This window comes from Streptomyces sp. NPDC014889 (genome assembly GCF_043081205.1).
In the GTDB taxonomy this organism is placed as follows: Bacteria; Actinomycetota; Actinomycetes; order Streptomycetales; family Streptomycetaceae; genus Streptomyces.
The window spans coordinates 485,489-508,659 of sequence record NZ_JBIBWH010000001.1 but is presented as its reverse complement, the minus strand read 5'-3'; the positions used below and the strand labels follow the sequence as shown (position 1 = coordinate 508,659).

Genomic DNA, 23,171 nt, shown 5'->3' with positions numbered 1-23,171 from the left:
TCAGGTGTTGTCGGGACTTGGTCAACACGCTTCAATGCGGGGGAACTCGGGGCCGTGAACGACGGCGTCCGGATGTGCAGAACCCTGCCTTCGCGCGGGGCGGCCCCGACGACCCGCGTGAAGGGTCCGCCGAGCCGCCCGCACCTTCACAGAAAGGCCCGCGCATGATGCACGCCCCACAGCAGGCGGACGTCGCCACCGCGGAACTGGACACGGCCCTGCGGGGCGGCCCCTTCCACGTGGCGCTGCGCGCCGCGATCGCCGCCCGTGGACTGCCGTTGCAGCGTGTGCAGCACCATCTGACGCGCTACGGGGTGAAGGTCGGCGTGACCAGTCTCAGCTACTGGCAGCAGGGCGCCCGGCGCCCGCAGCGCCCGGAGTCGCTGCGGGCCGTGCGGGCGCTGGAGGAGATCCTGCGGTTGCCGGACGAGTCGCTGATCCGGCTGCTGGCCGAGGCCGACGAGCACGCGGCGGCCGGGCGGCCCGCCGTCCGCTCCTACCGCTCCCTGGTCCGGGCCTCGGACGTGCTGCGCGGGCTGCTGGCGGAGCTGGGCTGCCCGCCCGGCGGCGGGCTGCACGTGCTCGGGCACCACGAGCGGGTGCTGATCGGGGCGCGGCGCGAGCTCGCGGGCCGCGAGTCCGAGCACATCGTGCGCGCCCACCGGGACGGCGTGGACCGTTTCGTGGCCGTCCACCACGGAGATCCGGGGTGCGCGCCGGAGCGGATGACCGTGCATGCCCTGGAGAACTGCCGTACGGGTCGGATACGCCGGCACCACGACACCGGGGTGCTGGTGGCCGAGCTGCTCTTCGACACCCGGCTGCGGGCCGGTGACACGTTCCTGTTCCGGTACGGAGTGGAGGACGGAACGGCCGGGACGACGTGCGAGTACGTCCGGGAGTTCACCACCGCCGGCGGCCAGTACGCGCTTCAGGTGCGGTTCGACGCCGGCACCCTGCCGGTGCGCTGCCACCGGTTCACGCAGGCGTCGGCGGCGGCTCCGCGCAGCGGCCGCCGGGAGCTGCCGGTGAGCGAGCGGCACCGTTCGGTGCACCTGGTGGAGCCGCGCGTGCGGTCGGGGACCGTGGGGGTCGGCTGGGACTGGGAGTGAGCGGGGGAACGAGCGGGCCGGGCCGGCCGCGGCCGTCAGGCGCCGGGTCCGGCGACGAGCCTGCCGCCCTCGGCGCGCACGGGCAGTTCGGGCAGCGACGCAGTGGCCGGGGAGCGCACGACCTCGCCGGTCGTGGCGTCGAACTCGCTGCCGTGACAGGGGCAGATCAGCTTCGTGCCCTGGAGCTTGTTGATCGGGCACTGCGCGTGCGTGCAGATCGTGCTGTACGCCTTGAGGGCCCCGTCCGCACCCCGGCTGACCACCACGTTGTGGTCCCGGTACAGCTTGGCGCCGCCCTTGGGGACCTCGCTCTCGGCACCGAGGTCGACCGGCGCGGTGGGCGTGGCGGGAGCAGTGGTGCCGCCGCCGATCGGTCCGCAGGCGGTGAGCCCGAGCGCGACGGCGGGGGTGAGGGCCGCTCCCCGCAGGATCGTGCGGCGGCTCGCGGAGGGGCGGCCGGACATCAGGTCCTCCACTGGTCAAGGGGCTGGACAACGCCGACGATACCCACCGGGCCCCGACCGGGCGGCGGCGGGTCGGACGCACGCGGACGACCCGGGACGGCGTTTTACCTCCGGCGCGCAATGGGATAGCTTCCCGGCCCGAGCTGTCCGAGAGAGGAACCGACTCGTGATCGTCGTCGCCGGTGAGGCCCTGATCGACCTGGTACCGCGGGGAAGGGGCGCCCTCGCGGACCTCAGACCGGCGCTCGGCGGCGGCCCGTACAACACGGCCGTCGCGCTGGGCCGCCTCGGCTCGCCCACCGTGTTCTGCTCCCGAACGTCGTACGACGCCTTCGGCGAGGCCCTGCTCGACGGGCTGCGGGAGGCCGGGGTGGACGTGTCCGAGGTGCAGCGCGGCGCCGAGCCGACCACGCTGGCCGTCGCCACGGTCGGCGCCGACGGCTCCGCCGCGTACTCGTTCTACGTCGACGGCACGGCCGACCGTCTGTTCACGGCGCCGGCCGCGCTTCCCGCCGGAACCCGCGCGGTGTCCTTCGGCACCTGTTCGCTGGTGCTGGAGCCGGGCGCGAGCGCCTACGAGGAGCTGATGCGGACGGCGTCCGCCCAGGGTGTGTTCACCGCGCTGGACCCGAACATCCGGCCCGGACTGATCGCGGACCCGGACGCCTACCGGGCGCGCTTCGCGAGCTGGCTGCCCTCGGTGTCGCTGCTGAAGCTCTCCGAGGAGGACGCGGGGTGGCTGGGCGGCACTCCGCGCGAGTGGCTGGCCGCCGGACCCTCGGCGGTGGTGATCACCCACGGCGGCGACGGGCTCACCGCGTACACCCGGGACGGCGCGGAGCACTCCGTGCCGGGCGAGAAGGTCGACGTCGTCGACACCATCGGCGCGGGCGACACCGTGAACGCGGCCCTGCTGCACGCCCTGTCCGTCCAGAACGCCCTCTCCCCCGAGGGCCTGGCGGGACTCGGCGCCTCGGGCTGGACCCGACTGCTGCGGTTCGCGGCCCGCGCGGCGGCGGTCACCTGCTCCCGAGCGGGAGCGGAACCGCCGTACGCGTCGGAGGTGGAGGCGCCGTAGACCCCGGCGTCCGGTAGGTCCTCGGCGCGCTGCGGGCCTCACGCGAGCGGCGCCCCGCGGGACATTCCCGCGGGGGGGGGGGCGCCCCCCGGCGGGCGGGGGGGGGGGGGGGCGGGGGGCGGGGCCCCCCCCCCCCCGGCGCCGGCCCCGGGCCGCCCCGCCCCCCCCCCCCCCCCCCCCACCACTGGACGGCGTGTCAGGCCTTGCGGGCCCGTGTCGTCTTCTTCGCGGGTGTCGCCTTCTTGCTCGCCGTGTTGTTGGCGGCCTTGGCCGTCGTGCTGCGGGTCGCCGAGGTGGCCGCGACGGCCTTCTTGGCGGCGGTCGCCCGCGGGGCCTTGGCCGGGGAGGCCGCGTCGCTGATCCGGTCCGGCTGGAGGATCTCGCGCAGGAACTTGCCGGTGTGGCTGGTCGGGACGCCGGCGACCTGCTCGGGCGTGCCCTCGGCGATGACCAGGCCGCCGCCGGCGCCGCCCTCGGGGCCCATGTCGACGACCCAGTCGGCGGTCTTGATCACATCGAGGTTGTGCTCGATGACGATGACCGTGTTGCCCTTGTCGACCAGTCCGGACAGCACCTTCAGCAGCTTGCTGATGTCCTCGAAGTGCAGACCGGTGGTGGGCTCGTCCAGGACGTAGACCGTGCGTCCGGTGGAGCGGCGCTGCAGCTCGCTGGCGAGCTTCACACGCTGTGCCTCACCGCCGGACAGGGTGGTCGCGGACTGGCCGAGCCGGACGTAGCCGAGGCCGACGTCCTTGAGAGTCCTGAGGTGGCGGGCGATCGCCGGGACCGCCTCGAAGAAGTCGGTCGCCTCCTCGATCGGCATGTTGAGCACGTCGGCGATGGACTTGCCCTTGTAGTGGACCTCCAGCGTCTCCCGGTTGTAGCGGGCGCCGTGGCAGACCTCGCACGGGACGTAGACGTCCGGCAGGAAGTTCATCTCGATCTTGATCGTGCCGTCGCCCGCGCAGTTCTCGCAGCGGCCGCCCTTGACGTTGAAGGAGAAGCGGCCGGGCTGGTAACCGCGGACCTTCGCCTCGGTGGTCTCGGCGAACAGCTTGCGGATGTGGTCGAAGACGCCGGTGTACGTCGCCGGGTTGGACCGCGGGGTGCGGCCGATGGGCGACTGGTCGACGTGCACCACCTTGTCCACGAGGTCGTCGCCGTCCACGCGCGTGTGCCGGCCGGGCACGTTGCGCGCGCCGTTCAGCTCGCGGGCCAGGTGGGTGTACAGGATGTCGTTGACCAGCGTCGACTTGCCGGAACCGGAGACTCCGGTGACCGCCGTGAACAGGCCCAGCGGGAAGGACACGTCGATGTCCTTCAGGTTGTTCTCCCGGGCGCCGTGCACGGTGAGCCGGCGGGACGGGTCGAGCGGGCGCCGGATGGCGGGCAGCGGGATCGCCTTCTTGCCGGACAGGTACTGCCCGGTCTGCGACGCGGCGTTGGCGAGCAGTTCCTTCAGGGAGCCGCTGTGCACGACCTTGCCGCCGTGCTCGCCCGCGCCGGGGCCGATGTCGACGATCCAGTCGGCCATCTTGATGGTGTCCTCGTCGTGCTCGACGACGATGAGCGTGTTGCCCATGTCGCGCAGCCTGACCAGGGTCTCGATCAGCCGGTGGTTGTCGCGCTGGTGCAGTCCGATGGACGGCTCGTCGAGGACGTACAGCACGCCGACGAGGCCGGAGCCGATCTGGGTGGCCAGACGGATCCGCTGGGCCTCGCCGCCGGAGAGCGTGCCGGCCGCGCGGTTCAGCGAGAGGTAGTCGAGGCCGACGTCGACCAGGAACCGCAGCCGCTCGTTGACCTCCTTGAGCACGCGCTCGGCGATCTTCTTGTCGCGGGCGTCGAGCTTGAGTCCGCGCAGGAACTCCGCGCAGTCGCTGATGGACATCGCGGAGATCTCGGCGATCGACCTGCCCATGAGCGTGACCGCGAGGACGACCGGCTTCAGGCGCGTGCCCTCACAGGTGGGGCAGGGCACCTCGCGCATGTACCCCTCGAAGCGCTCACGGCTGGCGTCGCTCTCGGCCTCGCTGTGCCGGCGCTTGACGAACGGCACGGCGCCCTCGAACGGCGTGGTGTAGACGCGCTCGCGCCCGTACCGGTTGCGGTAGCGGACCTCGATCTGCGTCCTGTGGCCGTGGAGCAAGGCCTTCTTGGCGCGCTGCGGCAGGCCGGCGAAGGGGATGTCGGTGCGGAAACCGAGGGCGTCGGCGAGGGCGCCGACCAGCCGGCCGAAGTAGTCCTTGGTGTGCCCGTGCGACCAGGGGTGGATGGCGCCCTCGTCGAGCGTCTTCTCCTCGTCCGGGACGATCAGCTCCGGGTCGACCTCCATGCGCGTGCCGATGCCCGTGCACTCGGGGCAGGCGCCGAAGGGCGAGTTGAAGGAGAAGGAACGGGGCTCCATCTCCTCGAAGGACAGGTCGTCGTACGGGCAGTAGAGGTGCTCCGAGTACATCCGCTCGCGCTCGGGGTCGTCCTCGGCGAGGTCGACGAAGTCGAGCACGACCATGCCGCCGGACAGACCGAGCGCGGTCTCGACGGAGTCGGTGAGGCGGCGCTTGGCGGAGTCCTTCACGGTGAGGCGGTCGACGACCACCTCGATGGTGTGCTTCTCCTGCTTCTTCAGCGTGGGCGGCTGGGAGAGCTGGATGGTCTCGCCGTCCACGCGCGCGCGGGAGTAGCCCTTGGTCTGGAGGTCGGCGAAGAGGTCGACGAACTCGCCCTTGCGCTCGCGCACCAGCGGCGAGAGGACCTGGAAGCGGCTGCCCTCCGGCAGCTCCAGCACCTTGTCGACGATGGCCTGCGGCGACTGCCGTGAGATCGGGCGGCCGCACTCGGGGCAGTGGGGCTTGCCGATGCGCGCGAAGAGCAGACGCAGGTAGTCGTAGACCTCGGTGATGGTTCCGACCGTCGACCGCGGGTTGCGCGAGGTCGACTTCTGGTCGATGGAGACCGCCGGGGACAGGCCCTCGATGAAGTCGACGTCCGGCTTGTCCATCTGGCCGAGGAACTGACGGGCGTACGAGGAGAGCGACTCCACGTAGCGCCGCTGGCCCTCGGCGAAGATGGTGTCGAAGGCCAGGGAGGACTTGCCCGACCCGGACAGGCCCGTGAAGACGATGAGCGAGTCCCGAGGCAGGTCGAGCGACACGTTCTTCAGGTTGTGCTCGCGCGCGCCACGGACGATGAGACGGTCGGCCACGCCGGTCCGCACCTTTCTTGAGAGAAGTGACAGGGGCGGGGCCCCCGTGCTTTCTCAGACTAGGGGGAGCCACTGACAACGCCGGGCGGGATTCCGGAAGCCGCCCGGATACACAACAATCCCCGGCTCTCCAGCATGCCCGATGCCGCTCCCGACCTTATAGCACGTACATTCGATTTACGGCCGTCCTTCACCGCCTTCACCCGAAGGTGTGGCGGGACTAGGGTCGGCGTCATGATTGATCACGCGCGCGACCTGGCCTCTGTGCAGGACGCAACCGAACGACTGCTGACCGCTGCCGGCAAACTGGACAACGCGGCTGTGACCGACCAGTCACGACTCCCCGGCTGGACCCGGGGCCACATCCTGGCCCACCTCGCCCGCAACGCCGACGCGCTGGTGAACGTCTTCGAGGGCCGCCCCATGTACGCGTCCGCCGAAACTCGGGACACCGACATCGAGCGGGACGCCCCGCGCCCCCTCGACGCCCAGCTCGCCGACGTGCGCGAGAGCGCGGCCCGCTTCCAGCGGACGGCGGCCGGGCCCGCGGACTGGTCGCGGACCGTGGAACTGCGCAACGGCGTCACCGACTCCGCCTCCCGGGTGCCGTTCCGGCGCTGGGTGGAGGTCGAGCTGCACCACGTGGACCTCGGCATCGGCTACGAGCTCGAGGACCTTCCGGCGGAGTTCGTCGAGCGGGAGATCGAGTTCCTGGCCCAGCGGTTCTCCGGACACCCGGACGTGCCGCCGACCCGGCTGACGGACGGCACGCGCGCGTGGGACACGGGCCGGAAGGCGGACGAGCCCGCGGTCACCGTCACGGGGGGCCGGGCGGACCTGCTCGGCTGGCTCGCGGGACGCCGCGAGGGATCCGCCCTGACGGCGGCGCCCGGCACGCTCCCGGCACTGCCGCCGCTGTAGCCGCGTGCGCGGTCCCCGTGCGGCCGCCCCCGCTATAGGCTGACGGCCATGACGTACAGCGGAGAGGTGAAGGTCGGCGGCCCGGCGGACGTGCACGAGCTGAAGGACCTGATGATCACCAAGATCGCGGTCGGCCCGATGGACAACAACGCCTATCTGCTGCGCTGCCGGGCCACGGACGAGCAACTGCTGATCGACGCGGCGAACGACGCGCACACGCTGCTCGGCACGATCGGTGACGACGGCATCGCCTCCGTCGTCACCACCCACCGGCACGGCGACCACTGGCAGGCGCTGGCGGAGGTCGTGGCGGCCACACACCCGCGTACGTACGCGGGACGGGACGACGCCGAGGGCATCCCGGTGCCGACCGACGTCCTCGTGGACGACGGGGACACCATCCGGGTGGGGCGGGTGGAACTCACCGCGCGCCACCTCGTCGGCCACACCCCCGGCTCGATCGCGCTGGTCTACGACGACCCGCACGGGCATCCGCATGTGTTCACGGGCGACTGCCTCTTCCCCGGCGGGGTCGGCAACACCCACAAGAACCCGAAGGCTTTCGCCAGCCTGATCCACGACGTGGAGACGAAGATCTTCGACGTCCTGCCGGACGAGACCTGGGTCTACCCGGGCCACGGCGACGACACCACCCTGGGCGCCGAGCGCCCCCACCTGCCGGAGTGGCACGCACGCGGGTGGTGAGCGGCCGGCGGATGGCGAACGGGCCGCGCACCCCGTGTGATCCGCGCGCACGCACCAGCGGTGCGCACCCGCTCCCCCTTCACCTCGTCGCGCAGTCGACTGGAGGCAGCCCCGCGCGGGAAGACGGCTCCCGCACGGTGCGGGCCGCCGGTCTCCCGTTCCCCACCCTCGGCCGACGGCCCCGGCCGCGCGCGGCGGGCGACTAGGCGTCCGCCTGCCGCGCGCCGGCCAGTGCCGCGACCCGCTCCACCGCGAACGTGTAGCCCTGCACTCCGCACCCCGCGATGAGGCCGTCGGCGCGCAGGGAGACGTAGGAGTGGTGCCGGAACTGCTCGCGCTGGTGAATGTTGGAGATGTGCACCTCCACCACCGGCAGCCCGTCACACGTGTTGAGCGCGTCGAGGATCGCGACGGAGGTGTGCGAGTAGGCGGCGGGGTTGATGACGATCCCGCAGTGCTTCAGCCGGGCCTCGTGGATCCAGTCGACCAGCTCTCCCTCGTGGTTGGACTGGCGGAAGTCGACCGTGCCGCCGTGCGCGGCAGCGGCCTTGGCGCACAGCGCCTCGACGTCCGCGAGGGTGTCGGAGCCGTAGATCTCCGGTTGCCGCTGCCCGAGCAGATTCAGGTTGGGGCCGTTGAGAATCATGATCGGGGCGTTGGCGAGGGTGCGGGGCACGGTTCCTCCGGTCCGTTCGTCCTGCGGCGGCCGATGAGCGACCGCTGCTCGGAACCCGGTCTATCACGCCGCCGTGGTCCTCCTACGGGTTGATCGCCAGCTCCAGGTAGGCCGCGAAGATCACGAGGTGGACTCCGCCCTGGAGCGGCGTGGCCCGCCCCGGCACCACCGTCAGCGAACTGACCAGCACGGTGAGCAGGAGCAGCAGCATGTGGGTGGAGCCGAGGCCGAGGACGAGCGGCCCGGACAGCCACAGCGACGCCAGCGCGACGGCCGGGATGGTCAGGCCGATGCTGGCCATCGCGGATCCCAGCGCGAGGTTGAGGCTGGTCTGCACCCGGTCGCGCCGGGCGGAGCGCAACGCGGCGATGGTCTCGGGCAGCAGCACGAGCAGGGCGATGATCACGCCGACCACCGCGTGGTGCAGACCGGCGGCCTGCACCGCGGACTCGACAGTGGGTGACACTCCCTTGGCCAGTCCGACCACGCCGACCAGGGCCATGGCCAGCAGTCCCACGCTGATCCAGGCGGTGCGGGCGGACGGTGCCGCCGCGTGGTCCTCGGAGGTGATCACCTCGCCCTGCCGGGTGATCGGCAGGAAGTAGTCACGGTGCCGCACGGTCTGCGTGGTCACGAACAGGCCGTACAGGACGAGCGAGGAGATCGCGGCGAAGGTGAGCTGCACTCCGGAGAACCGCGGCCCGGGCTGGCTGGTGGTGAACGCCGGGAGCACCAGGCTCAGCGTGGCCAGGGTCGCCACGGTGGCGAGGGCCGCGCCGGTGCCCTCGGCGTTGAAGACCGCCGTGCCGTGACGCAGGGAGCCGACCAGCAGGCTCAGTCCCACCACGCCGTTGCAGGTGATCATCACCGCCGCGAACACCGTGTCCCTGGCGAGCGTCGAGGACTTGTCGCCGCCGTCCGCCATCAAGGTCACGATGAGCGCGACCTCGATGACGGTGACGGCGATCGCGAGGACCAGGGAGCCGAAGGGTTCCCCGACCCGGTGGGCGACCACCTCCGCGTGGTGCACCGCGGCCAGGACCGAGCCCGCGAGGACCAGGGTGATCACGCCGACGACCGCACCGGGGAGGGAACGGCCCCAGGTGAGGATCAGCAGGACGAGCGCGAGCACCGGCACGATGATCGTCCACGCCGTCAAGAGTCCCCTGAGCCGCGTGATCATGCTGCGATCGTCGCAGAGTCCCGGAACGTTCGCATGCGCGATCAGGGGACGGGTGCGCTCGCGCTCAAGCATCGACCTGGTCCTTCGCCGCGCCCTCATGGTGCTCCCCCAGCGCTCGCGTCTCCCGCACCTCCTCCATGGCCTGCTTCCTGGCGGCCAGCAGGCTGGTGACGGTGGTGACGGCCAGAACCGCGCAGATCACACCGAGGGAGACCGGGGTGCTGATCTGGGGAACGTGCGCGCCGGACTCGTGCAGCGCGTGCAGCACCAGCTTGACGCCGATGAAGCCGAGGATCACCGACAGACCGTAGGACAGGTGGACCAGCTTCTTGAGCAGGCCGCCTATCAGGAAGTACAGCTGCCGAAGGCCCATCAGCGCGAAGGCGTTGGCGGTGAAGACGATGTACGGGTCCTGGGTGAGGCCGAAGATCGCGGGGATCGAGTCGAGGGCGAACAGGACGTCGGTGGTGCCGATCGCGAGCATCACGACCAGCATCGGCGTCATCACCCGTTTGCCGTTCTGCCGGATCCACAGCCGGGTGCCGTGGTAGCGGTCGGCCACGCCGAAGCGGCGCTCGGCTGCCTTGAGCAGCTTGTTCTCGTCGAACTCCTCGTCCTCGTCACCGCCGGAACGGGCCTCCTGAATGAGCTTCCAGGCGGTCCAGATCAGGAAGGCGCCGAAGAGGAAGAACACCCACGAGAAGCTCGCGATGATCGCGGCTCCGGCGGCGATGAAGCCGGCCCGCAGTACTAGCGCTATGAGGACGCCGATCATCAGCACCCGACGCTGGTACTGCGTCGGCACGGCGAACTTGGCCATGATCAGGACGAAGACGAAGAGATTGTCGACGCTCAGCGACTTCTCGGTGATGAAGCCGGCGAAGAACTCGCCGGCCGGCCGGCCACCGCCGAAGACGAGCAGACCGAGCCCGAAGAGACCGGCCAGGACGACCCACACAGCCGTCCAGATGCCGGCTTCCCTCATCGACACGTCATGGGGTTTGCGGCCGATGAAGAAGTCGACGGCGATCAGGGCGGCCAGGCCGGCGATGGTCAGGATCCACAGGGACAAGGAGACGTTCACAGGACAAAACGGTACCGGAATGACCAAGGAATGGTAAAGAGCAACGCAAAGAAAAGATCAAATACGCAGGTCAGATGGCTTTACGATTCCTTGGGGACGGGGGACGGGGCGTGTATCCCGGTTCAGCGGTTCCAGTTGCGACGGGCCGTGGCGGCCTCGGTGAGCACCGTGTGAAGCACCTGGCTGCACGGCGGCACGACCGGCGGCTCGTACGTCCAGGCGTGTCCGACCCAGGGGTCGGCGAGGTGGTCGTCGGGCACCGGGGTCAGTCGCAGCAGCGAACGCCACAGCGGGTCGAGCAACGGACCGTAGGCGGCGGCGTCCTCGCGGTCGGCGACCATCATCAGGTGGACGCCCACGGCCGGGCCCTCGTCCGCCAGGTACCGCAGTCGGGTCACGGCGCGGTCGTCGAACCCGTGCGGGAAGTCGTTGACGATCAAGAGCTGTTCGGCGGTGTCGAGGCCGGGCGGCAGCGCGTCCGGCGCGCCCCCGCGCACGGCCATCTGCACCAGGTCGACCCGCTCGGTGAGCCGGCTCAGGACGTCCGCGGCCCCGGCCGCGCCCGCCGCGGGCGGTTCCGCGAGTACGCCCGTGTCCACCAGGGGCGCGAGTGCCCGTGCTCCGGATCCGGCCGGATCGATGACATGGACGCCGAACTCACCCGGCGGGTGGACGGCGATCAGCCGCGCCGCGTGCGCCACGGCCGCCTCCATCGCCAGACGGCGCCGTTCGCCCGCGTCGGCGAAGGAGTCGTCGGGGGACGCCCAGCGGCCGCTGTCGATCCACAGTCCGCGCTCCAGCGGCAGCCGGATCAGCATGGGGATGCGCAGGTACGGGTCCTCGGGCAGGTGGAGGTCGCCGAGGCGGACCGCCATGGGTGTCTCCATCGGCGCGCGGTAGCCGTGCCAGACCGGATTGTCCCAGCGGGCGTACGCCGGTGGCAGGGCAGGCTCGACGACCTCGGCCTCGTCGGTGAGCTGGGCCAGGTCTCTGTCGAGCGCCGCTCTGGCCTGCTCGACGAGGTGCGCGTGCTTGGCGCGGGCCGCCTCCCGGGCGGCGTCGCCCTGACCGCCGATGCGGCTGCGCGGGTCGGACAGGACCTCGTCCAGCTCCTTGTCCATGCGCGAGTCGGCGAAGTCGACGGCGCTGCGGTAGGCGGCCGTGGTGCGGGCCAGGTCCTCGAACATCCCCCAGACCTGGTTGTAGAGCCGCTCCTCCATCGACCAGCCGGTCGCGTCCCCCGCGACCGGACGCACGGGCTGCCCGTCGCGGCCGGGAGGCGCGGCGCCCGCGGCCGTCGGCGCCGGGTGCTGTCCGGGCGGTGGCGGGGGCGCGGGCTGTCCGGAAGGGGCCGGCGGCGTGGGCTGTCGCCGCGGGTGCCGGTAGTCGATGGTTCCGCCCGCGGGCGGAGAGGCCGGTGATCCGGGTGCGGAAGTCCCGCCTCCGGATCCCACCGAACTCGCGGGCTGCGGCGCCGGGGCCTGGTGCGGACGGGCATCGTCCGTCGTGCGGGGCGGGGGCGCCGCCACCGAGCGGGCCAGCCCCTGGGCCACTGCCTCCTCTGCGGCGGCGGCCAGTTCACGGGCCTCGGTCAGCCCCAGGTCGGTGAGGAGCTCGGTGAGCCCCCCGGCGTAGCCCTGGCCGACCGCGCGCACCTTCCAGGCGCCCTGGCGGCGGTACAGCTCCAGGGCGATCACGGCGGACTCGGCGTCCAGGCCGGTGATCGTGTAGCTGGCGAGCTCGGTGCCGTCCAGGCCGGTGACCGCGACGAAGGGGGCGGCGACCGCGCCGAACCGGTCCGGGCCCCCGCCCGCGGCGGGTAGGGCCAGCAGCACGTCGACGCGGTGCACCGCCTCGGGCACGGCGCCCAGGTCGACGGCGAGCCGGTGGTCGGCGGCGGCCTGGCGGGACACCTCGAGACCGGGCAGGACGGGGGCACCGGGGTGCACCACCCACTCGGCGCTCCTCGCCCTCCCGCTGTCGTCGCTGAGCGTGGCCGCCACCACGACCGGCCGGCCGGCCGAGATCCGGATCTCCAGGCGGACCTCGGAGAGCGGGTGGTTCTGCCCCCGCACCAGCTCGGCCGTCATCGCCCTCGTCCCCCTGTTGTGATGTCCGTGGTGCGCCGCTCGCCCGACTGCCCGGACCTGTCCGGGCGGTCCGGGCCGTTCTACAGGTGCGGCAGGATCGTCGGCATCAGGTCCTGGAAGGTGCGGCCGTTGGCGGGGACGCCGAGGGCCGTCATCGTCCAGGCGCCGTTCACACGGTGCACCTTCGCCATGATCTGGGCGGTGTAGTCGCCACCACCCGCGAGGGTGTAGCGGGCGAGCTCCTGGCCGTTGGTCTCGTCGACGAGGCGGCAGAACGCGTTCTGCACCTCCTGGAAGGTCTGGCCCGTGAAGGAGTTCACGGTGAAGACGATCTGGTCGATGTGGACCGGGACGCGCTGGAGGTCGACGAGGATCGACTCGTCGTCGCCGCCCTGGCCGGCGCCGCCGACCAGGTTGTCGCCAGTGTGGCGAACCGAGCCGTCGTCGCTCACCAGGTGCCGGAAGAAGACGACGTCGACCGGCTGCTTCTCGGCGAAGAGCACGGCGGAGGCGTCGAGGTCGATCTCGCGCGTGCGCGAGCCGAACAGGCCCCGGCGCGGAGCCGCCTGCCAGCCGAGACCCATGCGGACCGCGGTCAGGCTGCCCCCGTCGTTCTTCTGCAGACTGATGGCCTGACCCTTGGTCAAGTTGACGGTCACGGCTGATTCCCCTCTCCTACGCCCCTGTCGCCGCCGGTTCCGCGGCTGCCAAGAACCCTACGCAGAGGCACTGACATCGCCGCACACGGGCCCGCACTTTGTGTCGGTCTTGCAACACAGCGCAGTCGGTCAGGACAGCCCCGCCTCGCGCATCTGACGCAGCTCCTTCTTCATCTCCGCCACCTCGTCGCGCAGCCGGGCCGCGACCTCGAACTGGAGGTTGGCGGCGGCCGCGCGCATCCGCTCCGTCATCTCCTCGATCTGCCCGGCGAGTTCGGCGGCGGGGCGGTCGGTGGGCACCGTCTCCTTCGCCTTGCCCCTGGCGGACTTGGCGGGCTTGGCGGAGGTGGCCGACTTGGCGGCACCGGCGGCCTTGGCGCCGTTGTCACCGCGGGCCGGCACGGGGGTCTTCGCGCCCTTGCCGTCCTTCCCCTTGCGGTAGCCGGTGCCGAGCAGTTGCTCGGTGTCGACCTCCTCGCGGGCGATCTGGGCGACGATGTCGTTGATCTTCTTGCGCAGCGGCTGCGGGTCGATGCCGTTCGCCTTGTTGTACGCGATCTGCTTCTCCCGGCGGCGGTTGGTCTCCTCGATGGCCTTCTCCATCGCCGGGGTGACCTTGTCGGCGTACATGTGGACCTGGCCGGAGACGTTGCGCGCGGCGCGGCCGATGGTCTGGATCAGCGAGGTGCCCGACCGCAGGAAGCCCTCCTTGTCGGCGTCGAGGATCGCCACCAGCGACACCTCGGGCAGGTCGAGGCCCTCACGCAGCAGGTTGATGCCGACCAGGACGTCGTACTCGCCGCTGCGCAGCTCACGCAGCAGTTCGATCCGGCGCAGGGTGTCGACGTCGCTGTGCAGGTAGCGCACCTGGATGCCGAGTTCCAGGAAGTAGTCCGTCAGGTCCTCGGCCATCTTCTTGGTGAGCGTGGTGACGAGAACACGCTCGTCCTTCTCCACGCGCCCGCGGATCTCGTGCACCAGGTCGTCGATCTGGCCCTCGGTGGGCTTGACGACGACCTGCGGGTCGACCAGGCCGGTGGGGCGGATGATCTGCTCGACCTGACCGTCCGAGCGGGACAGCTCGTATGTGCCGGGGGTCGCCGACAGGTACACCGTCTGGCCGATGCGTTCCTGGAACTCCTCCCACTTCAGCGGCCGGTTGTCCAGGGCGGACGGCAGCCGGAAGCCGTGCTCGACGAGGGTGCGCTTGCGGGAGGCGTCGCCCTCGTACATCGCGCCGATCTGGGGCACGGTGACGTGCGACTCGTCGATGACGAGCAGGAAGTCGTCCGGGAAGTAGTCGAGCAGGGTGTTGGGCGGGGTGCCGGGCGCGCGGTCGTCGAAGTGCATCGAGTAGTTCTCCACACCGGAGCAGGTGCCGATCTGGCGGAGCATCTCGATGTCGTAGGTGGTGCGCATCCGCAGCCGCTGGGCCTCCAGCAGCTTGCCCTGCTTCTCCAGTTCGGCCAGGCGCCCCTCGAGTTCCTTCTCGATGCCGCTGACCGCTCGCTCCATGCGCTCGGGGCCGGCGATGTAGTGCGAGGCCGGGAAGACGTACAGCTGCTGGTCGTCGCTGATGATCTCGCCGGTGAGGGGGTGCAGGGTCGACAGCGCCTCGATCTCGTCGCCGAACATCTCGATGCGGACGGCCAGCTCCTCGTAGACCGGGAAGATCTCGATGGTGTCGCCGCGTACCCGGAAGGTGCCGCGGGCGAAGGCCATGTCGTTGCGCGTGTACTGGATGTCCACGAAGCGGCGCAGCAGCTCGTCGCGGTCGATCTCGTCGCCGACCCAAAGGGGGACCATGCGGTCCACGTACTCCTGCGGGGTGCCCAGGCCGTAGATGCAGGAGACGGAGGCGACCACGACGACGTCGCGGCGGGTGAGCAGCGAGTTGGTCGCCGAGTGGCGCAGGCGCTCGACCTCCTCGTTGATCGAGGAGTCCTTCTCGATGTAGGTGTCCGACTGGGGGACGTAGGCCTCGGGCTGGTAGTAGTCGTAGTACGAGACGAAGTATTCGACCGCGTTGTTGGGCAGCAGTTCGCGGAACTCGTTGGCCAGCTGGGCGGCGAGCGTCTTGTTCGGCGCCATGACGAGGGTCGGGCGCTGAAGCTTCTCGATCATCCACGCCGTGGTGGCGGACTTGCCGGTGCCGGTCGCGCCGAGCAGGACGACGTCCGGCTCCCCCGCCTTGATGCGCTGGGCGAGTTCGGCGATGGCCTGCGGCTGGTCGCCGCTGGGCTGGTAGGGGCTGACGACCTCGAAGGGCGCCACCGTGCGTTCGATGTGAGAGACGGGCCGCATGACATCAACCGTACGACCCGCCACTGACAACGGGTTCTGATCAGCGGTTCTGTGCAGCGCGGGAGCGCTCGCGGACCGTCTCGCGCTCGGTGTCGCGGTGGGCGCGGACCGGGGAACGGCGTGCGGAGTGGGCGACGAGTTCGCGCGCCGGTACGCCCGGCTTGTGCTCGACGGGGGTCCAGCCGGACCGTCCTGTGATCATCAGCGGGTCGAACAGCACGACGGCACCGGTGAGCAGCAGGAAGATCAGCGGGCCGATCAGCATCGGCGTGAGCAGGGCTGCCGACGACTCGCCGCCGGTCACGCCGCCCGTGCCGTGCACATGGACGTCGAGGGCGGCCATGCCCGTGTAGTGCATGCCGAGGCCGGCGAGTCCCATCACGAGGCCGGCGCCGACGCTCCGGAGGAACCCTTTCGCCCGTCCGGCCACCCAGAGGGCCGCGGTCGCGGCGACGACGGCGATCACCACGGAGGCCACGACGACGAGGGTGTTGTAGTCGACGGCGCCGTCGAGCCGCATCCCGGCCATGCCCAGGTAGTGCATGCTGGCGATGCCGAGGCCGGTGATCGTGCCACCGGTGAACAGGGCGGAGCCGGTCGCGCCCCGGTAGCCGACGATGAAGATCCCGATTCCCGTCATGACGACGGCGACGGCGAGACTCGCGTACGTCGTCGGTCCGTCATAGCCGATCGACGCCTCTTCGACGGTGAAACCGGTCATCGCGACGAAGTGCATGGTCCAGATGCCCGAGCCGACCGCGGCCGAGCCGAGGGCGAGCCAGCCGGGGCGCCAGGAGCGGGCGACGAGCAGGGCGCGGGTGGTGCAGCGCAGGCCGAGGGCCCCGCCGAGGAAGGACATGAGACAGGCCACCAGCGGAGTGACGAGCCCGTAGCTGAATCCGTCGACGGTTCCGTGCATGCGCGGTCGCCCTTCCGCCCTCTCGAGTCCCGGAAATCGTGAATGCCCCCGTCCCAGGACCGCCAGGCGGTCAGGGTTGACGCTGAGAGTATGACTGCCACCGGATTGGCCGAACGACTTTCCGGCAAAGAAGCACGGCCTCGTCGCAGATGTGCGGCACCCGTGAGCGGGCTCGGTCGGATTCGTGCGGCCTGTGAGCCCACCCGTGGCTCTTCTGCGAGCGCGTCGTTGACCCAGTGCTGTCAGTCTGGTGCTGTCCGTGATCGCTCGTCGCGAGGAGTACGTATGCACGCGCGCGCAGTCGCCGCCCTGTCCACCGCCCTTGCGGCGGTCGTCGCACTGCTCCTGCCCGGCTCGGAGTCACGGGCCGCGGACGCCCACCGGCCGCAGCCCGTGGTCGTCGCCCACCGGGGCGCCTCCGCCCACGCCCCGGAGAACACGCTGCCCGCCATCGACAAGGCGGCGGCGCTCGGCTTCTCCTGGGTGGAGAACGACGTGCAGCGGACCAAGGACGGCGAGCTCGTGGTCATCCACGACGCCACCCTGAAGCGGACGACCGACGTCGAGCAGGTCTTTCCCGACCGGGCCCCGTGGAAGGTGAAGGACTTCACCGCAGCCGAGATCGCCCGCCTGGACGCGGGCAGCTGGTTCTCCCCCGCGTTCGCGGGCACGCGCGTGCCGACGCTCGACCAGTACATGCGCCGGCTCGAGCACAACCACGAGAAACTGCTCCTGGAGATCAAGAACCCGGAGCTGTACCCGGGAATCGAGGCACAGACCCTCAAGGTGCTCGCCAACGACGGCTGGCTCGACCACCCGCACCTGGCGAGCCGGCTGATCGTGCAGAGCTTCAGCGCCGACAGCATGCGGACCGTGCACGCGCTGAAGCCCGCCGTCCGGACGGCTTTCCTCGGCCGGCCGGACGCGGCCGACCTGCACCGGTACGCGGCCTTCGTGGACCTGATCAACCCGTCCTACCCCACCCTGTCGGCGGACTACATGGCGGCCGTCCGCGCGCACCGGGGACCGCACGGCATCCCGCTGGGGGTCTTCGCCTGGACGGTGAACAACGCCGCCGGCGCCCGGACCGTCGCCGGCTACGGCGTGGACGGCATCATCACGAACGAGCCGGAAGTGGTGCGCGCGGCGCTCAAACCCGTCTGACCTACGGCGGCGCAGGTCAGAGGGTGTTGTCAGTGGCGGGCCGTACCGTAATCCCATGGACAGCCACGAGCAGGACGAGCAGCGGGTCGTGTGGGCCGTCGTCGGTACCGGCATCGGCCCCCTGCTGCTGGCCGCGACCCCCGAGGGCCTGGTCAACGTCGTCTTCCACGCCACCGACGAGGTACGGGAGCGCGCGCTGGCCCGGCTGGCGTCCCGGCTGGGCACCGAACCGGCCGAGGCGCCCGGATCGCCCGTGCTCGCGGAGGCGATACGCCAGGTGCGGGCCTACTTCGCGGGCGAGCGGCAGGACTTCGAGCTGCCGCTGGACTGGTCGCTGATCTCCGGCTTCAACCGGCAGGTGCTGCGTGCGCTGGCGTCGGGCGTGCCGTACGGCACGGTCGTCGGGTACGGCGATCTGGCCGACCGGGTGGGGCAGCCGGGTGCCGCCCAGGCGGTGGGAGCGGCGATGGGCGCCAATCCGCTGCCGGTGGTCGTGCCGTGCCATCGGGTCGTCGAGAGCGACGGGGGCATAGGCGGCTTCGGCGGCGGCCTGGAGGCCAAGCGCAGGCTGCTCGCGCTGGAAGGTGTGCTGCCCGAGCCGCTGTTCTGAGACGCCGGGCACGAGGCGCCCTGCCCGTCGCTGCGGGCCACGCCTGCGCTGGTCCGGGACGGGGACGGCGTGCTCCTCCGGGCGGGCACGGAGGGCGTCGAAGGCGCCGCCGGGCAGGGACAGGCAGACGTGGCTCACGGGTGGCCCGCGCCACCAGCCGAGGGTTTGACCCGGTGCGGCGCCCGCCAGAGATGAGGGGAGAGCCCGACAGACGGGAGGCAGGCACGTGCTGGTGGTGTCCGAAGAGGTGCGGGAGGCGCTGGCCGCGCGTCGTCCCGTGGTGGCCCTGGAGTCCACGATCATCGCCCATGGGCTGCCGCGCCCACGCAATCTCCATGTGGCTCTGGAACTGGAGGGCGCGGTACGGCAGGAGGGCGCCGTGCCCGCGACCATCGCGGTGCTGGACGGCCATCCTCATGTGGGTCTGAACAAGGGGCAGTTGGAGCGGGTCGCGAACGAGGAGGCGATGCGCAAGCTCGGTCACCGCGACCTGCCGCTCGCGACGGCCGCGGGGGCGAGCGGGGCGACCACGGTGTCGGCGACGGCGCTGCTGGCCTCGCTGGCGGGCATCCGTGTGTTCGCCACGGGTGGGCTCGGCGGAGTGCACCGGGAGTGGACAGTGACGCAGGACGAGTCCGCCGACCTCGGGCTGCTGGCGCGCACGCGGATCACGGTCGTCTGCGCGGGGGTCAAGTCGATCCTGGACGTGCCGGCGACCCTGCAGCGGCTGGAAACGCTGGGGGTCGCGGTGGCCGGGTACCGCACGGACCGCTTCCCCGGCTTCTACCTGTCCGACTCCGGCCACCCGGTGGACTGGACGCTGCGGACGCCGGAGGACGTGGCGGAGGTCATGCGGGCGCAGAACGCGCTGCGGGCGCCCGAGTCGGCACTGATCGTCGCCAACCCGGTGCCGCCCCATGAGCAGTTGGATCCCGAACTGCACGCGCGCGTACTCGCCGACGCGCTGCAGGCGTGCGCGGAGGAGGGCGTCACGGGGCAGGCGGTGACCCCGTTCCTGCTCGACTACCTGGTGCGGCACACCGACGGCGCCTCGCTGCGCGCCAACCTGGCGGCGGTGCGCGGCAACGTACGGCTGGCCGCGCTGATCGCGGCGGCGTGGGCCCTGCCGTGACGGCCGGCGGGGCGCTGCTGGTGGTCGGAGACGTCGTGACGGATGTCGTCGTACGGCATCGCGGGCCGCTCGCCACCGGCACCGACACCTCCGCAGCGGTCCGGATGCTGCCAGGCGGCGCGGGCGCCAACGTGGCCTGCTGGGCGGCCCACAGCGGGTGCCGGGAGGTCCGGCTGCTGGGGCGGGTGGGCGCGGAGTCGGCGGGCTGGCACGAACGGGCGCTGGTCGCCGCGGGGGTGCGTCCCCACCTGATCGTCGACCCCGGGGCGCCGACCGGGACGGTGGTCTGCCTCGTCGACTCCTCGGCGGCAGCCGAGCGCACGTTCCTCACGGACAGCGGGGCATCGCTGCGCCTGGAGGCGGGCGACTGGTCCGACACGCTGCTCGACGGGGTGGCCCGCCTGCATCTGTCGGGCTACCTGCTGTTCTCCGTCACGGGCCGGGCCCTGGTGGCGCGCGCCGTCGCGGCGGCCCGCGCGCGTGGTGTGCCGGTGAGCCTGGATCCCGCGTCGGCCGGATTCCTCGTCACGCTGGGCGTGGACCGGTTCCTCGCGCTCGTCGAGGGGGTGGACGTGCTGCTGCCGAGCCGCGACGAGGCCTGTCTGCTGGCGGGTCTGCCCGACCCGGCGGACGCGGCGGCCGAGCTGAGCCGCCACGTCCCCCTGGTGGTCATGAAACAGGGCCCCGCCGGAGCACGGGTGGCACGCACGGGCGCCGTCCGCGCCCACGTGCCCGCGGTGCCGGCCACCCCGCGGGACACCACCGGCGCGGGCGACGCCTTCACCGGCGCCTTCCTCGCCTCCCTGCTGGCCGGCGCCGCCCCCGAGAGCGCGGCGGCCCTGGGCTGCGCGGCCGGCGCGCTCGCGGTCGCGCGGGTGGGCGGGAGGCCTCCGAGAGCCCGGTGCTCGTCCGAGGCTTTCCGAACGCTGTGACGTTTCGGGGCCTTCAGAGCCCCTGACTTTCGGGTCGGGGGCCCGGAGTGCTACGGCTTGGTGCCCCAAGCGGAGATCATCGGCGCCGTGGTCAGGTCCATGGTGCCGGAGGCCACGTTGGCCAGGTGCTGGTCGATCTCCTCGTCGGTGGCCAGGCCGGCGGCGACGAGGCGGGCGCGGATCTGCCGGACGGTGGCGGATTCCAGGGCGGTGCAGGCCGGGGAGGTGACCGGGAAGTACGCGTCGGCCTCCACCTGGTGCAGACCGGCCTCGCGCAGCAGGCGCGGGAGTCTGCGGCCGTAGGACAGGTCGGCGCCGCGGTCGGCCAGCAGGCGGCGGAAGCCGTGGCGCAGCCGGTTGGCCAGTTCCTCCGCGGGACCGTGCTCGTCCGGGCAGAGCAGGGGCTGGAGGGCGGGGTCGGCGTCCTCCAGCAGCAGCCGTCCGCCGGGCCGCAGCGCCCTGATCATGGACCGCAGCGCCCGTTCCCGGTCCGGCACGTGGACCAGGACGAGCCGGGCGTGGACGAGGTCGAAGCCCTTCCCCGGCGGCTCCTCGGTGCCCACGTCGTGGACCCTCGCCTCCACCGGCGGGCGGGCGGCCCCGGCGATCAGCGAGGTGTCGATGTCGGTCGCGAGGACCGTGCCGGTGGGGCCGACCCGCTCGGCCAGCCAGGAGACGACGGAGGTGCCGCCGGCGCCGACCTCCCAGCAGCGCCACCCGGGTCCGACGCCTAGTCCTTCGAAGTGGCGGAACGTCGTGGGATCGAAGAGGGACGCGAAGGCGTCGAAGCGCTCGCCCGCCTCGGTCTGCCGGTTGTCGAGCAGATATCCGCCCCCGTCCGTACCGTCCTGCCGACCGCCGTCCCGGTCCGCGTCCTGCCTCTCGTCCTGACCCGCGTCCCGGTCCTTGCCGTGGTCCATGTCCGTGTCCGAAGGCCCGTCCGCTTGCCCGTCGCTGTGCGTCATACCGCGATCATCCCAGCCTCCTCCGACGACGCCCGCCGCGTTCGTCCACAGCCGGGAACCAAGCGGAATGTGCGGTTTCCACAGGCTTACCCGGCGCTCACGTGAGCCTGGCAGACTGGCTCGACCAGGCGGCAAAAGGGGCACGCGAGGAGATCCGGATGTCCATGGCGGGGAATCTGCGCAAGGTGGCTCGGCTGGCCCGAGGGCGGCGCCGGGTCGACCTGAGCCATCCCGTCCGGTCCCCGCTGGGCTCCTCCGTGGTGAACTGCGTGGCCTACCAGGACGGCGAGCGGGTCCCGGAGGCCGGCGACCTGGTGGAGGCCGTGACGCGGGTGCGCAAGGCCCGTGAGGGTTTCGTCTGGCTGGGGCTGCACGAGCCGACGGACGAGGAGTTCGCGGGCATCGCGGACCTCTTCGACCTGCATCCGCTGGCGGTGGAGGACACGGTCAAGGCGCACCAGCGCCCGAAGGTGGAGCGGTACGGCGAGACGCTGTTCGCGGTGTTCAAGACGGTCTGCTACCTCGAGCACGAGAAGCTGACGGCGACGAGCGAGGTGGTGAGCACCGGCGAGATCATGGTCTTCGCCGGGCAGGACTTCGTGATCACCGTGCGGCACGGCCGGCACGGCTCGCTCGGTCCGCTGCGCGAGGAGCTGGAGTCCGATCCGGCGCAGCTCGCCAAGGGCCCGGCGGCGGTGCTGCACGCGATAGCGGACCACGTGGTCGACGACTACCTGAGCGTCACCGACTCGTTCCAGGGGGACATCGACGAGGTGGAGACCGAGGTGTTCGCGGAGGACGGCAACCGTGTCGACCCGGGGCGGATCTACCAGCTGAAGCGGGAGCTGCTGGAGCTGAAGCGGGCCGTCGTGCCGCTCGGCCGTCCGCTGGAGGAGCTCTCCGCCCGGCCGATGCGGGTGGTCGACCCGCAGATACAGGCGTACTTCCGGGACGTCCTCGACCATCAGACGCGGGCCAAGGAGCAGATCGCCGCCTTCGACGAACTGCTGAACTCGATTCTGCAGGCCCACCTCGCGCAGGTGACGGTGGCGCAGAACGAGGACATGCGCAAGATCACGGCCTGGGCCGCGGTGATCGCCGTCCCGACCATGGTGTGCGGGGTGTACGGCATGAACTTCGACGTGATGCCGGAGCTCCACTGGCGGTACGGCTATCCGCTGGTCATCTGCCTGATATCCGTCATATGCGTGTCGCTGTACCGCGGCTTCCGCCGCAACGGCTGGCTCTGAGCGCAGGTGGCGCCTGGTTCAGCCGGTCCAGGCCGGGTGCCGGGGGTCGTCGGCGCGTATCAGGACGTCGGCGGTGCGGGCCGGGTCGGTCTCGGCGTCGTAGCGCTCGAAGGCGGGCAGCGTCCAGTGCTCTGCCTCCGGGGTGCGGCGGCGCAGGGCGCCCGGGGAGAGGAGGACGTGGACGGTCAGGTCGAAGGGGAACCAGTGGCGCATCAGGAGGGGGCCGTGCAGCAGCAACAGGGCGCCGGGCGGGAGCTGGACGTAGTCGCTGCGGGTGGCGCGGTCGGCGACCGGGTCCCACAGGTCGGGCAGGACGCGGCCGTCACCGCCGGGTTCGAGCGGGCCGAAGACCTCACGCCACAGGGCGCCGGTGTCGAGCCAGCCGTTGTAGTAGGACTCCTCGTCCCGGTGGCCGTGTTCCAGGCGCAGGGAGGCCGGGCGCAGGAAGCCCTCGGCGCCCACCACCAGCGCGGGGCGGCCGAGCGGCCGCAGCGCCTCGGCGACGCGGTGGGCGAGATCGCCCGGGAGGGCGGCGGGGGCGCCGTCGAAGGCGACGCGAGGCCAGGGGCTGCCGTCGGCGGGCTTCAGGTCGAGCAGGCGCTCCGCGAGGAGGTCGCCGAGCCGTTCCCAGGTGATCGCTTCAAGTCGCACACGGCCCATGATGCGTCAGGGCGGGCGTGGGGTGCGGCGAGAGGAGCGTCCGGGCAGGCGCCGGGGA

General features: G+C 71.7%; 20 protein-coding genes. 9 read left to right on the top strand and 11 right to left on the bottom strand.

Annotated elements, in window-relative coordinates:
- Positions 1 to 164: 164 nt before the first annotated feature.
- Complete coding sequence (locus ACF09J_RS02295) at positions 165 to 1,112, top strand: hypothetical protein (protein ID WP_392303476.1); 948 nt, start codon at positions 165 to 167, stop codon at positions 1,110 to 1,112.
- Positions 1,113 to 1,147: 35 nt separating this feature from the next.
- On the opposite strand, the gene ACF09J_RS02290 is transcribed toward ACF09J_RS02295, so the two are convergent.
- A complete protein-coding gene (locus ACF09J_RS02290) occupies positions 1,148 to 1,576 on the bottom strand; it encodes a Rieske (2Fe-2S) protein (protein WP_392303475.1) in 429 nt (142 codons plus the stop codon).
- A 166-nt stretch (positions 1,577 to 1,742) separates the two neighbouring features.
- Here ACF09J_RS02290 and ACF09J_RS02285 point away from each other — a divergent pair, with 166 nt between their 5' ends.
- Positions 1,743 to 2,654 (top strand): carbohydrate kinase, encoded by a 912-nt coding sequence (locus ACF09J_RS02285; protein WP_392303474.1) that lies wholly within the window; start codon positions 1,743 to 1,745, stop codon positions 2,652 to 2,654.
- Positions 2,655 to 2,850: 196 nt separating this feature from the next.
- On the opposite strand, the gene uvrA is transcribed toward ACF09J_RS02285, so the two are convergent.
- Positions 2,851 to 5,859, bottom strand: coding sequence for an excinuclease ABC subunit UvrA (gene uvrA / locus ACF09J_RS02280; RefSeq protein ID WP_392303473.1), 3,009 nt, complete (start codon positions 5,857 to 5,859; stop codon positions 2,851 to 2,853).
- 234 nt (positions 5,860 to 6,093) lie between these two features.
- Here uvrA and ACF09J_RS02275 point away from each other — a divergent pair, with 234 nt between their 5' ends.
- Together ACF09J_RS02275 and ACF09J_RS02270 are read left to right on the top strand one after the other, a co-directional pair.
- Entirely contained in the window at positions 6,094 to 6,780 is a 687-nt protein-coding gene (locus ACF09J_RS02275; protein WP_392303472.1) for a maleylpyruvate isomerase family mycothiol-dependent enzyme, read from the top strand.
- 48 nt (positions 6,781 to 6,828) lie between these two features.
- Positions 6,829 to 7,485, top strand: coding sequence for an MBL fold metallo-hydrolase (locus ACF09J_RS02270; protein WP_392303471.1), 657 nt, complete (start codon positions 6,829 to 6,831; stop codon positions 7,483 to 7,485).
- A gap of 202 nt (positions 7,486 to 7,687) precedes the next feature.
- Here the strand turns inward: ACF09J_RS02270 and aroQ are convergent, their stop codons facing one another.
- The 7 genes from aroQ to ACF09J_RS02235 form a co-directional block, all read right to left on the bottom strand.
- A complete protein-coding gene (gene aroQ, locus ACF09J_RS02265; protein ID WP_392303470.1) occupies positions 7,688 to 8,161 on the bottom strand; it encodes a type II 3-dehydroquinate dehydratase in 474 nt (157 codons plus the stop codon).
- Between the two features lie 82 nt (positions 8,162 to 8,243).
- Entirely contained in the window at positions 8,244 to 9,344 is a 1,101-nt protein-coding gene (locus ACF09J_RS02260; protein ID WP_392303469.1) for a calcium:proton antiporter, read from the bottom strand.
- Between the two features lie 64 nt (positions 9,345 to 9,408).
- Complete coding sequence (locus ACF09J_RS02255; RefSeq protein ID WP_392303468.1) at positions 9,409 to 10,428, bottom strand: TerC family protein; 1,020 nt, start codon at positions 10,426 to 10,428, stop codon at positions 9,409 to 9,411.
- Between the two features lie 122 nt (positions 10,429 to 10,550).
- Positions 10,551 to 12,518: a TerD family protein gene (locus ACF09J_RS02250; RefSeq protein WP_392303467.1), complete on the bottom strand. Its 1,968-nt coding sequence runs from the start codon at positions 12,516 to 12,518 to the stop codon at positions 10,551 to 10,553.
- A gap of 80 nt (positions 12,519 to 12,598) precedes the next feature.
- Positions 12,599 to 13,177, bottom strand: a complete 579-nt coding sequence (locus ACF09J_RS02245; protein WP_358732688.1) for a TerD family protein — start codon at positions 13,175 to 13,177, stop codon at positions 12,599 to 12,601.
- A gap of 129 nt (positions 13,178 to 13,306) precedes the next feature.
- Positions 13,307 to 15,481, bottom strand: a complete 2,175-nt coding sequence (uvrB, locus tag ACF09J_RS02240) for an excinuclease ABC subunit UvrB (protein WP_392303466.1) — start codon at positions 15,479 to 15,481, stop codon at positions 13,307 to 13,309.
- A 40-nt stretch (positions 15,482 to 15,521) separates the two neighbouring features.
- On the bottom strand, positions 15,522 to 16,400 hold the full coding sequence (locus ACF09J_RS02235) for an MHYT domain-containing protein (RefSeq protein WP_392303465.1): 879 nt from the start codon (positions 16,398 to 16,400) through the stop codon (positions 15,522 to 15,524).
- 285 nt (positions 16,401 to 16,685) lie between these two features.
- Between ACF09J_RS02235 and ACF09J_RS02230 the strand changes: the two genes are divergently transcribed.
- The 4 genes from ACF09J_RS02230 to ACF09J_RS02215 all read left to right on the top strand — a co-directional run bounded on the left by ACF09J_RS02230 (position 16,686) and on the right by ACF09J_RS02215 (position 20,238).
- Positions 16,686 to 17,564, top strand: a complete 879-nt coding sequence (locus tag ACF09J_RS02230; protein ID WP_392303464.1) for a glycerophosphodiester phosphodiesterase — start codon at positions 16,686 to 16,688, stop codon at positions 17,562 to 17,564.
- 55 nt (positions 17,565 to 17,619) lie between these two features.
- The gene (locus ACF09J_RS02225) at positions 17,620 to 18,174 is read left to right on the top strand and encodes a methylated-DNA--[protein]-cysteine S-methyltransferase (RefSeq protein ID WP_392303463.1); all 555 of its coding nucleotides are present in this window, start codon (positions 17,620 to 17,622) and stop codon (positions 18,172 to 18,174) included.
- Positions 18,175 to 18,400: 226 nt separating this feature from the next.
- Positions 18,401 to 19,306, top strand: a complete 906-nt coding sequence (locus ACF09J_RS02220) for a pseudouridine-5'-phosphate glycosidase (RefSeq protein WP_392303462.1) — start codon at positions 18,401 to 18,403, stop codon at positions 19,304 to 19,306.
- A complete protein-coding gene (locus tag ACF09J_RS02215; protein WP_392303461.1) occupies positions 19,291 to 20,238 on the top strand; it encodes a carbohydrate kinase family protein in 948 nt (315 codons plus the stop codon). Before ACF09J_RS02220 ends, ACF09J_RS02215 begins: the two co-directional genes overlap by 16 nt.
- Positions 20,239 to 20,288: 50 nt before the next feature.
- On the opposite strand, the gene ACF09J_RS02210 is transcribed toward ACF09J_RS02215, so the two are convergent.
- The gene (locus ACF09J_RS02210) at positions 20,289 to 21,203 is read right to left on the bottom strand and encodes a methyltransferase domain-containing protein (protein ID WP_392303460.1); all 915 of its coding nucleotides are present in this window, start codon (positions 21,201 to 21,203) and stop codon (positions 20,289 to 20,291) included.
- 158 nt (positions 21,204 to 21,361) lie between these two features.
- Here ACF09J_RS02210 and ACF09J_RS02205 point away from each other — a divergent pair, with 158 nt between their 5' ends.
- Positions 21,362 to 22,453: a magnesium and cobalt transport protein CorA gene (locus tag ACF09J_RS02205; protein WP_392303638.1), complete on the top strand. Its 1,092-nt coding sequence runs from the start codon at positions 21,362 to 21,364 to the stop codon at positions 22,451 to 22,453.
- Positions 22,454 to 22,471: 18 nt separating this feature from the next.
- Here ACF09J_RS02205 and ACF09J_RS02200 read toward each other — a convergent pair whose 3' ends face one another.
- Positions 22,472 to 23,113 carry a uridine kinase gene (locus ACF09J_RS02200; protein WP_392303459.1) on the bottom strand — a complete coding sequence of 214 codons (642 nt, stop codon included), beginning with the start codon at positions 23,111 to 23,113 and terminating at the stop codon, positions 22,472 to 22,474.
- Between the last annotated feature and the right edge of the window lie 58 nt (positions 23,114 to 23,171).

What these genes read in the sequence shown, in the direction of transcription:
- ACF09J_RS02295 (WP_392303476.1), top strand. Translation starts at nt 165, where the DNA reads ATGATGCACGCCCCACAGCAGGCGGACGTCGCCACCGCGGAACTGGAC.
- ACF09J_RS02290 (WP_392303475.1), bottom strand. Translation starts at nt 1,576, where the DNA reads ATGTCCGGCCGCCCCTCCGCGAGCCGCCGCACGATCCTGCGGGGAGCG.
- ACF09J_RS02275 (WP_392303472.1), top strand. Translation starts at nt 6,094, where the DNA reads ATGATTGATCACGCGCGCGACCTGGCCTCTGTGCAGGACGCAACCGAA.
- ACF09J_RS02270 (WP_392303471.1), top strand. Translation starts at nt 6,829, where the DNA reads ATGACGTACAGCGGAGAGGTGAAGGTCGGCGGCCCGGCGGACGTGCAC.
- ACF09J_RS02260 (WP_392303469.1), bottom strand. Translation starts at nt 9,344, where the DNA reads ATGATCACGCGGCTCAGGGGACTCTTGACGGCGTGGACGATCATCGTG.
- ACF09J_RS02250 (WP_392303467.1), bottom strand. Translation starts at nt 12,518, where the DNA reads ATGACGGCCGAGCTGGTGCGGGGGCAGAACCACCCGCTCTCCGAGGTC.
- uvrB (WP_392303466.1), bottom strand. Translation starts at nt 15,481, where the DNA reads ATGCGGCCCGTCTCTCACATCGAACGCACGGTGGCGCCCTTCGAGGTC.
- ACF09J_RS02235 (WP_392303465.1), bottom strand. Translation starts at nt 16,400, where the DNA reads ATGCACGGAACCGTCGACGGATTCAGCTACGGGCTCGTCACTCCGCTG.
- ACF09J_RS02230 (WP_392303464.1), top strand. Translation starts at nt 16,686, where the DNA reads ATGCACGCGCGCGCAGTCGCCGCCCTGTCCACCGCCCTTGCGGCGGTC.
- ACF09J_RS02225 (WP_392303463.1), top strand. Translation starts at nt 17,620, where the DNA reads ATGGACAGCCACGAGCAGGACGAGCAGCGGGTCGTGTGGGCCGTCGTC.
- ACF09J_RS02210 (WP_392303460.1), bottom strand. Translation starts at nt 21,203, where the DNA reads ATGACGCACAGCGACGGGCAAGCGGACGGGCCTTCGGACACGGACATG.
- ACF09J_RS02205 (WP_392303638.1), top strand. Translation starts at nt 21,362, where the DNA reads ATGTCCATGGCGGGGAATCTGCGCAAGGTGGCTCGGCTGGCCCGAGGG.
- ACF09J_RS02200 (WP_392303459.1), bottom strand. Translation starts at nt 23,113, where the DNA reads ATGGGCCGTGTGCGACTTGAAGCGATCACCTGGGAACGGCTCGGCGAC.